The organism is Blautia acetica (assembly GCF_038739805.1).
GTDB lineage: Bacteria > Bacillota > Clostridia > Lachnospirales > Lachnospiraceae > Blautia.
In genome coordinates this window covers 1-14,860 of sequence record NZ_JBBEWO010000012.1, presented here as the reverse complement: position 1 = coordinate 14,860, position 14,860 = coordinate 1, and the positions used below count along the sequence as shown (strand labels likewise).

General features: G+C 43.9%; 14 protein-coding genes and 2 riboswitches. Of the genes, 11 read left to right on the top strand and 3 right to left on the bottom strand.

Features of this window, described 5'->3' with window-relative positions; translation table 11 throughout:
* Positions 1-27 precede the first annotated feature (27 nt).
* Positions 28-786 carry a DUF975 family protein gene (locus tag WBS51_RS09245; protein ID WP_173750207.1) on the bottom strand — a complete coding sequence of 253 codons (759 nt, stop codon included), beginning with the start codon at positions 784-786 and terminating at the stop codon, positions 28-30.
* An 87-nt stretch (positions 787-873) separates the two neighbouring features.
* Between WBS51_RS09245 and WBS51_RS09240 the strand changes: the two genes are divergently transcribed.
* Complete coding sequence (locus WBS51_RS09240; protein WP_173750206.1) at positions 874-1,302, top strand: DUF2752 domain-containing protein; 429 nt, start codon at positions 874-876, stop codon at positions 1,300-1,302.
* Between the two features lie 62 nt (positions 1,303-1,364).
* Complete coding sequence (locus WBS51_RS09235; RefSeq protein ID WP_294461086.1) at positions 1,365-1,847, top strand: hypothetical protein; 483 nt, start codon at positions 1,365-1,367, stop codon at positions 1,845-1,847.
* Positions 1,848-1,913: 66 nt separating this feature from the next.
* On the opposite strand, the gene WBS51_RS09230 is transcribed toward WBS51_RS09235, so the two are convergent.
* Positions 1,914-2,516, bottom strand: coding sequence for a DUF4190 domain-containing protein (locus WBS51_RS09230; protein ID WP_173750204.1), 603 nt, complete (start codon positions 2,514-2,516; stop codon positions 1,914-1,916).
* Positions 2,517-2,692: 176 nt separating this feature from the next.
* On the opposite strand from WBS51_RS09230, the gene WBS51_RS09225 reads away from it, so the two are divergent.
* The 7 genes from WBS51_RS09225 (at position 2,693) to WBS51_RS09195 (ending at position 11,600) form a co-directional block, all read left to right on the top strand.
* Positions 2,693-4,837 carry a Tex family protein gene (locus WBS51_RS09225; protein WP_173750203.1) on the top strand — a complete coding sequence of 715 codons (2,145 nt, stop codon included), beginning with the start codon at positions 2,693-2,695 and terminating at the stop codon, positions 4,835-4,837.
* Between the two features lie 17 nt (positions 4,838-4,854).
* Positions 4,855-6,657, top strand: coding sequence for an aminopeptidase P family protein (locus WBS51_RS09220; protein ID WP_173750202.1), 1,803 nt, complete (start codon positions 4,855-4,857; stop codon positions 6,655-6,657).
* Between the two features lie 67 nt (positions 6,658-6,724).
* Positions 6,725-6,844, top strand: a riboswitch (FMN riboswitch).
* 132 nt (positions 6,845-6,976) lie between these two features.
* Positions 6,977-7,615: an ECF transporter S component gene (locus WBS51_RS09215; RefSeq protein WP_173750201.1), complete on the top strand. Its 639-nt coding sequence runs from the start codon at positions 6,977-6,979 to the stop codon at positions 7,613-7,615.
* A gap of 1 nt (position 7,616) precedes the next feature.
* Entirely contained in the window at positions 7,617-8,228 is a 612-nt protein-coding gene (locus tag WBS51_RS09210; RefSeq protein WP_342694069.1) for an NUDIX hydrolase, read from the top strand.
* 175 nt (positions 8,229-8,403) lie between these two features.
* A complete protein-coding gene (gene ytvI, locus WBS51_RS09205; protein ID WP_173750199.1) occupies positions 8,404-9,561 on the top strand; it encodes a sporulation integral membrane protein YtvI in 1,158 nt (385 codons plus the stop codon).
* Between the two features lie 17 nt (positions 9,562-9,578).
* The gene (locus tag WBS51_RS09200; protein WP_226853743.1) at positions 9,579-10,925 is read left to right on the top strand and encodes a TrkH family potassium uptake protein; all 1,347 of its coding nucleotides are present in this window, start codon (positions 9,579-9,581) and stop codon (positions 10,923-10,925) included.
* 24 nt (positions 10,926-10,949) lie between these two features.
* Positions 10,950-11,600, top strand: a complete 651-nt coding sequence (locus WBS51_RS09195; RefSeq protein WP_173750198.1) for a potassium channel family protein — start codon at positions 10,950-10,952, stop codon at positions 11,598-11,600.
* Positions 11,601-11,638: 38 nt separating this feature from the next.
* Here the strand turns inward: WBS51_RS09195 and WBS51_RS09190 are convergent, their stop codons facing one another.
* Positions 11,639-13,195 carry an AMP-binding protein gene (locus WBS51_RS09190; RefSeq protein WP_173750197.1) on the bottom strand — a complete coding sequence of 519 codons (1,557 nt, stop codon included), beginning with the start codon at positions 13,193-13,195 and terminating at the stop codon, positions 11,639-11,641.
* 244 nt (positions 13,196-13,439) lie between these two features.
* On the opposite strand from WBS51_RS09190, the gene WBS51_RS09185 reads away from it, so the two are divergent.
* Together WBS51_RS09185 and WBS51_RS09180 are read left to right on the top strand one after the other, a co-directional pair.
* Entirely contained in the window at positions 13,440-14,405 is a 966-nt protein-coding gene (locus WBS51_RS09185; RefSeq protein WP_173750196.1) for a carbohydrate kinase family protein, read from the top strand.
* Positions 14,406-14,517: 112 nt separating this feature from the next.
* Positions 14,518-14,602: riboswitch (ZMP/ZTP riboswitch) on the top strand.
* A gap of 124 nt (positions 14,603-14,726) precedes the next feature.
* Positions 14,727-14,860: formate--tetrahydrofolate ligase (locus tag WBS51_RS09180; protein ID WP_342694072.1), on the top strand; the 134-nt coding region annotated here is incomplete at its 3' end.

The window sequence follows — 14,860 nt, the reverse complement described above, 5'->3', positions numbered from 1 at the left end:
GTGGTGTTTTCGGTTTCTTTTTCTTTGTTAAAACGGATTGTTTATAAAGGAGTCAGGCGTTTCCTTTGGAGCCGCTTTTGGAGCGTCAAGTTCTCCGGCGACATCCATGTAGAAGTAGGCCATGGTAGTCTGCATATACGGTATCAGCCATAACATTCCAATGTAGCAGGTAAAGACAGAGGCCAGATACAGAGGCAGAAAGCTGAACTGAATGTAGAGATATCGTCCTTTATTGCCCTTCATCAGACATAAACTTTCCTTTAAAGCTGCTATAGCCCCCATGTCGGGATTATCCAGCAGCAGATAATTGGCCAGACCGAAGAAAGTGCTCACAATCAGGTTTACCAGAGCCTGTATAAGCAGTGTCAACATAGAGAAAACCATAGAGGTTTCTATATCAGAGGTAGTATAGCTTAAAATATCCAGAGGCAGACCAAAGAGAATTTGCACCAGTAAAAACAGCAGATTGACTACTAAAAACCGGTCCGGATTGTGGGAAAACACATAGAACAGGTTGCTGATGGTATAAGGCTGTCTGCGGTTCATATTCAGAAGCATTTTTCCATAGCCTGCATTGCACAGAGCAATCAACAGAGAAAGCATATAAAGCAGTATCTGGTTGGTAATCATGCTTGTTATGCTGGAGGTGTCCAGAAAGGCGGTGACAAGCATGGAAAAAAGTATAACCAGAACAACGATAATCAGGTTTGCCAATATGGGGAGTCCGAAATTTCCGTTGAGGGATTCCCGCGCAAGCGTTTTCAAATTCGCAGATGAGCGTTTCATAAATAATCTCCAATCTTTTCTGTAGTTCGTGGTATAATAACTGCACATGGTAATTATAGCATAATCATGGGAGGTTACAAGAGGATAATGAAGAAGAAAGACAGGAATTTTCAACAGGAGAGGGGATTGTATACAGGCGGATGGATTTTGCTGGCTCTGGCGGTGCTTCTGATGGCGGCAGAGAAGGGGCTCCACCTGTCCTGGCAGAGTTTTCCCTGCCTTTTTCATAAATGGACAGGGTATTACTGTCCCGGCTGCGGCGGAACCCGGGCAGTAAAAGCGCTGCTTCGGGGGCATATTGGGCAGTCGTTTCTGTATCATCCGGTGGTATTGTACGGGGCAGTCTTGTATGCCTGGTTTATGATTTCTCATACCATAGAATATCTGACAAAAGGACGGTGGCACACGGGTATGAGGTATACGGATAAGTATTTGTATGTGGGACTCGGCATGATTGTGGTGCAGTGGGTACTGAAAAATGTAATAAAACTGGTTTGGGGTGTGGGGATTGGTTGAAATTTTTCAGAAGCTGCATTATACTGAGAACAAGAAAGATTAGGTATGGTAGGAGGTATTCTATGAAAAAAGCAGGGATATGGGCAGCAGTATTATTCGTGGTCATGCTTATGACAGCGGGGTGCGGGGCAAAAAATCAAAAAGAGGAAACAGCGCATTTGAACCGTGTTATGGAAAACATTTTTAAAAGTACGGATGAAAAAGAGTATCAGCAGTCTGAAGAAAGTACGGAAGTTCCTGCCTGGGTAGAAGAATGCTTTCAGTCACATATGACAGCAAATGGATATGCAGTTCTCACATCTACAGCCGTCTATAACATGGCAGTTTTGTCTTATCAGAACGAGAAAACCATGCAGATAGAGGATTTGTCCATAGAGAAAAAGGACAACTACTATGACCTGAACTGGAAAGTTTCCGTAAAAGATGATGAGGGAAAGACAGAGAGTCTTCCTATGGAAGGCAGCGCACAGTTAGATGAGGAAGGGCTGGTAAATTCTTTCAATATTACAAATTTGTCTGAACTTCAGAAAGTCATAGAATCCTGAACAAGAAAAAGCGTTATCGGGGGAAGATAGTTCCGCTGATAACGCTTTTTTTTAAATACTGAAATATTAAATCACGTCGCTTCCGGTATCCGGCTGTGGCTGGTAAAAATCAGGAAGGTCTCCGTCATAGAAATCATAGCCGCCGTCGTCATTGAAGTAATCGTCGTAATTGTCATAATTGTCATATCCATTAGGAGTATCGTAACTGTCTGTATCCGGATAAGGCAAGAAATCTTCTCCATACATATATTTGTAAATAAAGTTGTATAAATCTGCCTCGGTAACGTTGTCCGAGGTAATGAGATGATAATATTCCTGCAGAAAGCTCTGGCCTTTATCGGAGACCAGGAAAAAGGTGCATATAAATATTACCAGAGCAGTAAAAATCGTCAGGCAGCTTACGCAGATAGCCATACCCGCCTTTGCATTTCCGGGACGTCTGTGTTCTCCTTTGGACAGACAGGAAAAAAGAATGCCCAGCCCCGAAAAGACAAAAACCATAGGGAAAAAGCAGCATATAGAAAGGATAGACAAAATTCCCATGACCAGAGAAAGCGTGGCAAAAGTAGCGTTTCCCTGATAAACAGAAGAATTCGGTGCAGATTCCGGTTCATAGACCGGAGGTGGGGTGTATGGCCGGTAATTTTGTCCTTCGTAAGGGTTTTCCATAAGTGTAAGACCTCATTTCTTTCAAAATAATATAAAGATTATTACATATTCTATCATGTATTATAGGGGGTGGCAATAGAAAACAGCACAGAGAAAATGAATTTCTTGACAAATTCCTTTCACATTGATAAGGTTGTAAGGTAGTAAAAGAAAGCTGAGGCGGAAAGGACAGATTTATGGATATTATACAGATAATAACGCAGGAATTGCAAGTGGAAAAATGGCAGGTGGAAGCTGCCGTTTCATTAATAGATGAGGGAAATACCATACCGTTTATTTCCCGTTACCGTAAAGAGGCTACCGGTGCATTAAATGATGAACAGCTGCGAAATCTCTTTGAACGGCTTACTTATCTGCGCAATCTGGAAGACAAGAAAAAACAGGTGCTTTCCAGCATTGAAGAGCAGGGAAAACTCACAGAAGAACTGAAAAAACAGATTACAGAAGCCCAGACACTGGTTGTGGTAGAGGATTTGTACCGTCCGTACCGGCCAAAGAGAAGAACAAGAGCTACCATTGCAAAAGAAAAAGGACTGGAACCTTTGGCCAACATCATTCTGCTGCAGATGACAGATAAGAGCCTGGAAGAAGCAGCAGAGGCTTTTGTATCCGAAGAAAAAGAAGTAAAAAATGTAAAAGAAGCGCTGGCAGGCGCCAAAGACATTGTGGCAGAGAGTATTTCTGATGAAGCGGATTACCGTATCCGGATTCGTGAGATGACAGCCAAAAAAGGAACGCTGGTTTCAGCAGCAAAGAAACCGGAAGAATCCACCGTTTACGATATGTATTATGAATACGAAGAACCGGTATCCAAGGTGGCAGGACACAGGGTACTGGCTATTAACCGCGGAGAAAAAGAAAAGATTCTGACCGTGAAAATTTCCGCGCCGGAAGAAGACATTCTCCGCTATCTGGAAAAACAGGTCATCACAAAAGACAATGCACAGACCACTCCTGTTTTAAAGGAGGTAGTGGAGGATTGCTACCGCCGTCTCATTGCGCCTGCCATTGAAAGAGAAATCCGCAATGATTTGACAGAAAAGGCAGAAGACGGCGCCATCAAGGTGTTTAAGAAAAATCTGGAACAGCTTCTGATGCAGCCCCCAATCGTAGGTCAGGTGGTACTGGGCTGGGACCCGGCTTTTCGTACCGGCTGTAAGCTGGCTGTGGTAGACGCCACAGGAAAAGTGCTGGATACGGCTGTGATTTATCCCACAGCGCCTACGACTCCGGCGAAAATCGCTGCGGCAAAAGAAACCTTAAAGGCTATGATTGAGAAATATAACATTACGCTGTTTTCTGTGGGAAACGGAACAGCCAGCCGGGAGTCTGAGCAGATTATTGTGGAACTGCTCAAGGAAATTCCTCAGAAAGTGCAGTATGTCATTACCAATGAAGCGGGGGCTTCGGTGTATTCTGCCAGCAAGCTTGCCACAGAAGAATTTCCGAACTTTGACGTGGGACAGAGAAGTGCGGCGTCTATTGCCAGAAGACTGCAGGACCCTCTGGCCGAACTGGTAAAAATTGACCCGAAATCCATTGGTGTGGGACAGTATCAGCACGATATGAACCAGAAAAAGCTGGGAGAAGCCCTGTCCGGTGTGGTAGAAGACTGTGTAAATAAAGTTGGCGTGGACTTAAACACTGCGTCTGTTTCCCTTCTGGAATATGTGTCGGGTATCAGCAAAGCCATTGCAAAAAATATCGTAATTTACAGAGAAGAAAACGGCCAGTTTACCGATAGAAAAGAACTCTTAAAGGTGGCAAAATTAGGGCCGAAAGCCTTTGAACAGTGTGCCGGTTTCCTGCGCATCCGGGGCGGAAAAAATCCTCTGGACGCTACCAGCGTACATCCGGAAAGCTACGCAGCGGCAGAAAAATTCCTGGAAAGCATGGGGATGAAGCCGGAAGATATTTTTGGCGGTCATGGCGTGTATTTTGTCAAAGATTATGCAAAAACCGCTGAAAAGCTGGGTATCGGCGAAATTACCCTGCGGGATATGGTAAAAGAACTGACCAAGCCGGGACGCGACCCGCGTGAAGAGATGCCGAAGCCGATTCTGCGTACAGACGTATTAGATATGAAAGATTTAAAAGAGGGTATGGTGTTAAAGGGAACCGTCCGGAATGTGATTGATTTCGGCGCTTTTGTGGACATCGGCGTCCATCAGGACGGGCTGGTGCATATTTCCCAGATGACAGAGCGTTACATTAAGCATCCGCTGGAAGCAGTCAGCGTAGGTGATGTGGTAGACGTAAAAGTTCTGGGCGTAGATATGAAGAAAAAGAGAATTTCCCTTACCATGAAAGGAATTCAGTAAAGAAAGGCGGGTTTATCATGAATGTGAATCAGGAAAGAATCAAAATGCTGCAGCAGGAAATGAAGGCAGCGGGCATGGATATGTATCTGGTGCCCACTGCAGATTTCCATCAGTCAGAATATGTGGGTACTTATTTTAAAGTTCGGGCCTGGCTCTCCGGTTTCTCCGGTTCTGCGGGAACTCTGCTGGTGACAGCGGACGGCGCATATCTGTGGACAGACGGAAGATACTTTATCCAGGCAGCAAAGCAGCTGGAAGGCACAGGCGTTGCGCTGATGAAAATGGGAGAAGAGGGTGTTCCCACAGTAGAAGAATTTCTGGAAGAACATTTGCCGGAGAATGGCTGTCTTGGCTGTGACGGAAGAACCATTCATGTGGCAGAGGGCAAAGAGTTTGAAGCGCTTCTGGCGAAGAAAAACGGCACTTTAAAATGCGGTGAGGACCTGGGCGGTAAAATCTGGACAGACCGTCCGCAGATGTCCAAAGAACCGGTTTATCTGCTGGATGTAAAATATGCAGGACAGCGCAGAGAAGAAAAAATAGCGGCTGTCCGTGAAGAAATGAAAAAAGAGGGAACCAATACCCATATCATCTGCAGTATGGATGATATTGTATGGCTTTTGAATATCCGCGGCAATGATATTGTGTACAATCCAGTGGTACTTTCCTATGTCATGATAACCATGGATAAGGTATACTTCTATGTACAGGAAGAGGCTGTTTCCGGAGAAGTACGGGCAGAATTAGAAAAAGCGGGAGTAGAACTGCACCCATATTTTGAAATTTATGATGCAGTAAAAACATTGAAGGATTCCGACAAAGTGCTGGTGGAGGACATCTGTACCAACTATACCCTGTACAAGTCTATTCCGGAGCACACAGAAGTAGTGTTTGCTCCCAATCCGGCGGCTGTTATGAAGGGGAATAAAAATCAGACAGAAATGGAGAATATCCGTATTGCCCATATCAAGGACGCAAAAGCTATGTGCCGTTTCATTTACTGGCTGAAGCAAAATGTGGGAAGCGGAGAAGTCACAGAATACAGTGCAGCCGAAAAAAGTCTGGAACTCAGAAAAGAAGACCCGGACTGCCTGGACTTGAGTTTTGAAACTATCTGTGCCTATGGACCAAACGCTGCTATGTGTCATTACGCGCCTACAGAAACGGAATTTGCAAAAGTAGAGCCAAAGGGATTTTTCCTGATTGATTCCGGCGGACAGTACTGGCAGGGAACTACAGATATTACCAGAACCATTGCCGTAGGGGAACTGACACAGCAGCAGAAAGAACATTTCACTCTGGTGCTGCAGGGACATATCCGTCTGGCTATGGCAAAATTCCAGTACGGTTGCAGCGGCGCCAATCTGGACGCTCTGGTAAGGGGACCGCTCTGGGAAAGAGGGCTGGACTTTAATCATGGAACCGGACACGGCGTTGGATATCTTCTGAATGTGCACGAAGGTCCTCAGAATATCAACTGGAGAGTGCGCGCAAACGGAAGACGCGGCAACACCACACCATTAGAGGAAGGCATGCTTACTTCCAATGAGCCGGGACTGTATCTGGAAGGAAAATACGGTATTCGTACCGAAAACCTCCTTCTGTGCAAAAAAGCAGAGAAAAATGGATATGGACAGTTCATGGAATTTGAAAACGTAACCTGGGTTCCTTACGAAAGAGAAGCTATTCTTCCGGAGATGCTGACAAAAGCAGAACGGCAGTGGTTAAATGCATATCATAAAAAGGTTTATGAAATCGTTGGCCCCATGCTGGAGGAAGAGGAACGTACATGGCTTCTGGAGGCCACAGCAGAAATTTAAAGCGGCAGCATGGAAAAAACAGTTGCAAGATATGGATACAAGGTATATAATGCATAGTAAATAAAAGAAAATTCTTCGGGGCGGGGTGCAATTCCCCACCGGCGGTAAAAGTCCGCGACCCGTATTTTACGGCTGAACCGGTGTGATTCCGGTACCGACAGTATAGTCTGGATGAGAGAAGAAGGTTATGATTTTGTACGACTTTCAAAGAGAGGAGCCCCCAAAAGGTGCGGTTGCCTTTCTTTTTTTGAAGTTTCAAAAATCATAGAAGAAGAATTTCCTTTTATGAAAAATCATTCATGAAAAGGAGAAATGAAACATGAGTCAGGAAGCAGTTGTAAACAAGAGAATCCAGGGAACACAAAACAGGTCAAAATTAAGAACTACCATACAGATAGCCATGCTTGGGGCTGTGGCTACGGTTCTGATGATGTTTGAATTTCCGCTGCCGTTTATTGCACCGCCTTTTGTGCAGATGGATTTTTCGGAGATTCCGGTAGTAGTGGGAACCTTTGCCATGGGGCCTCTGGCAGGTATTATCATTGAACTTCTGAAAAACCTGCTTCACATTGTCACTCACGGTACTACCACAGCAGGGGTGGGAGAATTGTCAAATTTCCTAATCGGCTGCTCCTTTGCAGTGCCGGCAGGTCTGTTTTATAAACGCAGAAAAACAGCGAAAAACGCACTGATTGGAATGTCTGTGGGAACTGTGACCATGGCAGCTGTGGGATGTCTCTCCAATGCCTTTGTGATGTTTCCCCTGTATAGTGTGGCAATGGGAATCCCTGTGGACAGCTTTATTGCCATGGGAACGAAAATTAACCCGGCTATCAACAATATGGTGACTTTTGTTCTGCTGTCCATGGTTCCTTTTAATCTCATAAAAGGTGTGATGATTTCAGGGATTACCATGCTTTCCTACAAGCGTCTGAAGGTTCTGCTGAAAGGAGAATAAAGTGGCGAAAATCACAGGAATTACCCGTAAGACAGCAAATCCCTTTGTCAATCTTTACGAGTTGGACAGGGAGAGCAAGACCGGGAAAAAGGGAAAATATTATGTGGCTTCCAGAGCAAAAGAAGAAAGAGAACTAAAGCTGAAAAGCCATACGCTGCATCCGGATGGCGTGGTCATCTACAGTCTGTACGGTGAAGCGCAGGATAAAGTGGTACTGATACGCCAGTACCGATACAGCATTGATGATTATGTCTATGAATTTCCGGCAGGTTTGGTGGAAAGAGGAGAGGATTACCGGGAAACCGCAGTTCGGGAGATGAAAGAAGAGACAGGGCTTACGTTTGTCCCTGCTTCTGTTTCCGAGGCATATGAAAAACCGGCTTTTACCACCATTGGTCTGACTGACGAATGCTGCGCCACTGTGTTCGGCATAGCATCGGGTGAAATTTCAGGAGACTATCAGGAGGACACAGAGGAAATAGAAGTTGTCCTGGCAGACCGGGAAGAGGCAAAACGGATTTTAAGAGAAGAAAATACAGCGATAATGTGTTCTTACATGCTGATGCATTTTATACATGATGAAGAATCGTTCGGATTTCTGAAAGAATTGTAAAAATTTCAGATAATTGGTTTCCAGTTCCGAAACATGTGGTATAATGATTGCATATAGTGCAATCCAAGCCACTAGAACACACCGGCTGGGAATGGATTGCCCATATGTGCAGAAATTATATGCATATATGGGCAGTTTACGTTTACGGAAATTTGCAATGTCAGGAGTCTTGAAAATGAAATGGAAAAAATATGCGAAAAGTATTTTGGTATTTATGATAACCATTGCAGCAATGGCGGCAGGGATTTTTATAGGAATTAAATTTCTGAGATTTTTTATGCCCTTTGTCATTGGCTGGTGTATTGCTCTGATTGCCAATCCGCTGGTGCGTATGCTGGAGCGGCGGCTTAAAGTTGCCCGAAAGCATACGTCCATGCTGTTGATTATTGCGGTTTTGGCGGGAATTGTGTGCGGCATTTATTTCGTAGGAGTAAAGGCCGTAGAAGAAACGCGGTCACTGATAGACCAGGCTCCGGAAATTTATGGGAGTATACGCCAGGAATTTCAGGATGCAGGAGACAATATGTCCCGGTTGATAGATGAAATGCCGGAGAGTGTACAGACGGCTATTGAAGATTTTCAGACGAGTATTGGACAGATTACCGGAGAGGCTGTGGGAAAAGTCAGCCAGATTACCGTAGATCAGGCCAGTGATCTTGCCAAAAATCTGCCCAGTATTTTGATTTCCATTATTTTTACCATATTATCTGCCTATTTTTTTATTGCGGACAGAGATAAAATTCTGGAATTCGGGCGGGCCAATACACCTATGCTGATTCAGGAAAAATGGCGGATTCTCTCAGACAGCTTCAAGCAGGTATTTGGAGGCTATTTTAAAGCGCAGTTTAAAATTATGGGTGTCATTGGGATTATTTTGTTTGTAGGATTTCTGATTATGCAGGTGAAATTCGCAGCCCTGGTGGCTGTTCTTATCGCTTTTCTGGATATGCTGCCGTTTTTCGGCACCGGTACTGCACTGATTCCCTGGGCGCTTTTTAAAATTATTTCAGGGGACTTGCAATATGCCGTAGGATTGATTATTCTGTATCTTGTGACGCAGCTGGTGCGAAGAGTGATTGAACCTAAGATGGTGGGAGATTCCATAGGCGTAAATCCGCTTCTGACCCTGATTTTTATGTATATCGGATACCGTATCGGAGGTGTGCTGGGAATGATTCTGGCAGTTCCGGTGGGGGCCATTGTGATTAATTTCTATAATCTGGGCGCTTTTGATGGGATTAGGAAGGGGCTGAAAGAAGTTACCAATGATATACTAAAATGGCTGTATCGGGATGATGAAGATTCCCCACATAAAGATTTGAAGACAAAGTAAATGAGACGGAGAATATTGTGACTAAGAAAAGAAAGATAAAATGGACAACTACCAAAATTATTGCAGCAGGCTATTTTACAGTCATTGCCTTGGGCACGCTGCTGCTGATGCTGCCAGTTTCCAACAGGGGAGGCGAGGCGGCCTCTTTTATGGATGCCTGGTTTACGGCTACGTCTGCTACCTGTGTGACGGGCCTGGTTACTCATGATACGTACACTTTCTGGTCCGAATTCGGACAGGTTGTGATTTTAATATTGATTCAAATAGGAGGCATTGGCTTTATGACCATTGCCATATCTGCGCTGACTTTGACTCGAAGGAAAATTGGGCTGTCGGAACGGATGCTGATGCAGGAAAGTGTGGCAGCTCCTCAGATAGGTGGAATTGTACGAATGTCAAAGTTTGTGTTATCAGGGACTTTTTTCTTTGAAGGAGTGGGTGCGGTTCTTCTGGCCTGTTATTTTGTCCCCAGGCTGGGACTGGGAAAAGGTTTGTATTATGCTGTGTTTCATTCCATATCTGCATTTTGTAATGCAGGAATTGATCTTATGGGATATTACAGCCCAAGTTCGTCCCTTATTACAGCAGGGGACAGCTATTTGGTAGGACTGACCATAGCGGGGCTGATTATCATAGGTGGTATTGGCTTTTTGGTATGGGAAGATTTGAAGAAATGGAAATGGCATATCCGTTCTTATAAACTGCATACTAAGATGGTGCTGTTTGCCACCGCCATTCTTATTGTGGGAGGAACTTTGCTTATCTTTGTCTTCGAGTGGGGAAAACCCTCCATGGAAGGCAAAAATTTGGGACAGCAGATTCTTTGTGCTTTTTTTCAGGCTGTGACCCCCAGAACGGCAGGGTTTAATACCATAGATTTGAATATGCTCACAGACAGCAGTCAGGCGCTTATGATAAGCCTGATGTTTATTGGCGGTTCTCCCGGCTCTACAGCGGGAGGTATTAAAACCACCACCATGCTGATTCTGGTGCTGACTATTTGGACAGAGCTGAGAAAGCGAAAAGATTTGGAACTGTTCAGGCGGAGAGTGGAGAGTGAAGCCATTCGTCATGCCTGCTGTCTGATGATGTTTTATGGTTTGCTGAGCATAGGTTCTTCTATGATCATTTCAACCATAGAGAATCTGGGAATGAAGCAGACGCTTTTTGAAACAGTGTCTGCACTTTGTACAGTAGGGCTGTCCTTGGGAATTACCCCTGGTCTGGGAACAGTTTCACAGATTATATTAATTCTGCTGATGTTTATCGGAAGAGTGGGAGGTATTACCATACTGATTGCATTTACCAACCGTATCTCCATGATTCCGTCAAAACTTCCGGTGGAAAAAGTGTCTGTAGGATAAAATAGTTTAAGGAGGAAAACAGAGATGAAATCAGTGCTTCTGATAGGTCTTGGCCGTTTTGGAAGACATATGGCAGAACGATTAATTGCGGAGGGAAATGAAATCCTTGCAGTGGATATTAATGAAGAAAGGGTCAATGACGCCATAGATATGGTAACGGATGCGCAGATTGGCGATGCTACCAATGAACATTTTGTGGAATCTCTGGGAGTGAGAAACTTTGATTTGTGTGTTGTGGCTATTGGAGATAATTTTCAAAGTTCGCTGGAAGCTACGGCACTTTTGAAAGACTGTGGGGCTTCTCTTGTACTGGCAAGAGCTAACCGGGATGTTCATGCTAAATTTCTTTTGCGAAACGGTGCGGACCATGTGGTTTATCCGGAAAAGGAAATGGCTCAGCGCCTTGCTGTGAAATATGGAAATGACAATATCTTTGATTATATTGAACTGACAGAGGAGTATGCGATTTATGAAATTCCGGTTCCGGATACCTGGGTGGGAAGTTCTATTGTGGAAAAAGAAGTAAGAAAGAAATACCATATAAGCATTCTGGCTACGAAAGAAGCTGGGAGGATGAATCCGCTTCCCGGTGCAGACCATGTGTTCAGAGGTGCGGAAACATTGATTGTTATGGGACATTTCCGGGACGTGCGGACTGTGACAAAGGTGAAATAGAGAGACAAGAGAGCTGAAAAGCTGACGGGGCTGCCGCATTACATGCGATACAGCCCTGTTTTCATGTTCTTTAGGGCATTTAAGTCCAGTTTTCCATTTTGTGATACAGGAAATCGGTTTACATAAATAAATTTCTTTGGAATCATGTATTCCGGCAAAATGGAAAGCAAGTCTTCTTTTAATCTGGCAGAATAGCTTTTATCGGAAATGGATTTTTCCGGACAAACTACATAAGCATAGAGATTTCGTACACGGTGTTCCCGAATGTGAGGAAGGACTGCAGCGCGGCTGACCTGAGGTAGCTTCATAAGTCCTGTTTCCACATCGTCCAGCGCAACGGGATGGCCGCTGAGCCGGATAGCGGCATCTTTTCTGCCGCAGTAGAAAAGAACGCCGTCCTGAAGATAGCCTCTGTCCTGCGTATGAAAACCCTGTACAGAACCTGTTTTGTGTTTTTCTGTGAAGAAAGTTTTTTTCGTATGGAAGGGATTTTTGTAATATCCGGGAGGAGATGTATGGCTTAGGATTACAATTTCTCCTTTGTCACCGTCTTTTAAAACTGTGCCTGTTTCGCTTCGAATTTCGATTTGCACCCCTGGTTTTATGGAGCCGGAAGGCAGTATCTGGCTGTTTTGCAGAAGTTTTTCCGTGATTTCTGTACTGGTGACTGCCAATGCAGTCGGAGCAGGAATATAGAGATTGAAAATCCGGGCATCAGGAAATTGTTTTTTTAATTTGGCGGCAGTTTTTACAGACAAAGGTTCTTTTCCCAAAAGGAAGCAGGACAGCGAAGGAATCTGTTTGGCACAGAAAGCTTCTTCGACAAGGCACATCTCCAGAAAGGATGGGGTAGAGATTAACACAGTTCCCTTTGAAGCGGCAAAGGTATGCAGAAGCAGCCGGGGATTGTCCATATCCGTTTCTGATATACACCAGAGTGTTCCCTGGAGAAAGAGACAGGTATAAATATCCGTTACGGACAAATCAAAAGAAAAAGGAGCTTGATTGAGAAATACCGGCACTTTTTCAAAAGAAGCAGAAAGGCAGGGGATAACACAGCTTTTTAAATGTTCTTCCAGGGAACGAAGAGAGATTTGAACTCCCTGTACAGTTTCACCGGAATCACAAGCATACATAATGCAAAAAACATCATCTTTTGCAATAGGGGTGAGATAAGCCGTCATAAGCCGGATGTCACAGTCCGGGATTTTATTTTTCTGAGTAATCTCCTGGAATACATGCAGAGAGAGCATAGAATTACAGGGAAAGGGAAATGGTTCCAATGCGCAGACAAGAGAGGGCTGAATATCTTCCAGTACCATTTTTACAGTCTGTATAGGCAGAGAAACATCCAGAGGACAATAGGGAATTCCCGCTTTCATGCAGGCCAGAAAGCAGACCAGCATAAAGGGACTTTTGTGCCCGTAAATAAGCACGGGATTTCCCTTTTTGCTGCATTTTCCGTCCAGGTACAGGGCAAGCCGGTCAGAATAATCAGCCAGTTGTCTGTAGGTAAGCATAGAAGTTCCGTCTGTGGCTGCTATCCGGGAAGGAAACCGTTGAGCAGACTGGGAAAGTATATGAAAAAGTTCCATGATGAAATCGCCTCCTGCGTACAAAAAATTTATGTTCTTCATTTTAGAAGGAAATCATTAAGAACTTTTCCGGATAAATCGAAAGAAATCCTAAAGTTTTCAGAAAAGCATCAAAGGAAAATACTCTGGTTTCGGTAGAAAAATTCGGGAAAGGTTTGGGGAAATATTGCACAAGTTAAAAAAAAAAGATATAATGCACAGTAAAGTAATAACAAGTGAAAAATTGAGAAAGTGAGTAGAGAATATGTGTAAAAAATTTGATGTAATTGCATTAGGTGAACTTTTGATTGATTTTACTGAAAACGGAGTAAGTGGGCAGGGAAATCCTATTTTTGAGGCAAACCCGGGAGGAGCACCCTGTAATGTGCTGGCTATGCTGAATAAGCTGGGCAAGAAGACATCTTTTCTGGGTGTTGTAGGAAAAGACCAGTTCGGAACCGCTCTTAGGGGAACACTGGAATCTATAGGCATTGACACTAGCCATTTGTATGAAGACGAAGAAGTACATACCACACTGGCCTTTGTTCATACTTTTGAAGATGGGGACCGTGATTTTGCATTTTACAGAAATCCGGGAGCAGATATGATGCTGCAGGAAGACCAGATTGATGAGGCCTATATACAGTCTGCAAAGGCTTTTCATTACGGTACTTTATCCATGACGCACGAAGGGGTGAGGAAGGCAACTTACAAGGCAATCAATGTAGCGAAAGAAGCAGGACTTCTGATTTCTTTTGACCCCAATCTGAGACCGCCGCTGTGGAAATCTATGGAAGAGGCAAAAGCACAGATTGCATACGGCTTGTCCAAATGCGATTTGTTGAAAATTTCTGAAGAAGAACTGGAATTTATGACAGGAACAAAAGATGTAAAAGAAGGGGCTCATATCCTTCTGAAAGAATATCCTAACTTAAAACTTATGAATGTGACTATGGGAAAAGAGGGGAGCATTGCTTTTTACGAAGGAAAAGAGGTATTTCAGAAACCGTTTTTACAGGAAAACACCATTGAAACCACAGGAGCAGGCGATACCTTCGGCGCGTGCGCATTGAACTATGTGCTGGAACATGGCCTGGAAGGACTGACAGAAGAAAATCTGCAGGAAATGCTGCGTTTTGCCAATGGTGCGTCTTCTCTGATTACCACGAAAAAGGGTGCTCTGCGTGTTATGCCGGAGAAAGAAGAAGTGACCGCTTTTATTGGTGCATAGACAAAAGAGAGTCTTGTAAGATTTGCATAGAAAACAGAATAAAATTGGTAAAAAATTCACAAACTTTATTATGGTAGATTGACATTGAGATGATTTTGTGTTAGATTATAACCATAGTTCTGATTACTGACGGATAAATGTGGAGTACCACAGGGGAATCAGAATAAGATAGTAAGCCGACCGTCTGGGCAGCATTTGTAGCTTTACAAGTGTTGCCCTTTTTTCAATCAGGCAATAATTTCGGAAATTTCGCATAGGAATAGATGGAGAAGGATTGGAAGAAGGGCGAGGAAAACTATTATTTTTAAGGAGGATGTTATTATGGGATTCAAATCAGACATTGAAATTGCACAGGAATGTACAATGGAGCCGATTACAAAAATTGCGGAGAAAGCAGGTATTGATGACAAATATCTGGAGCAGTACGGCAAGTACAAAGCAAAAATTGACTACAA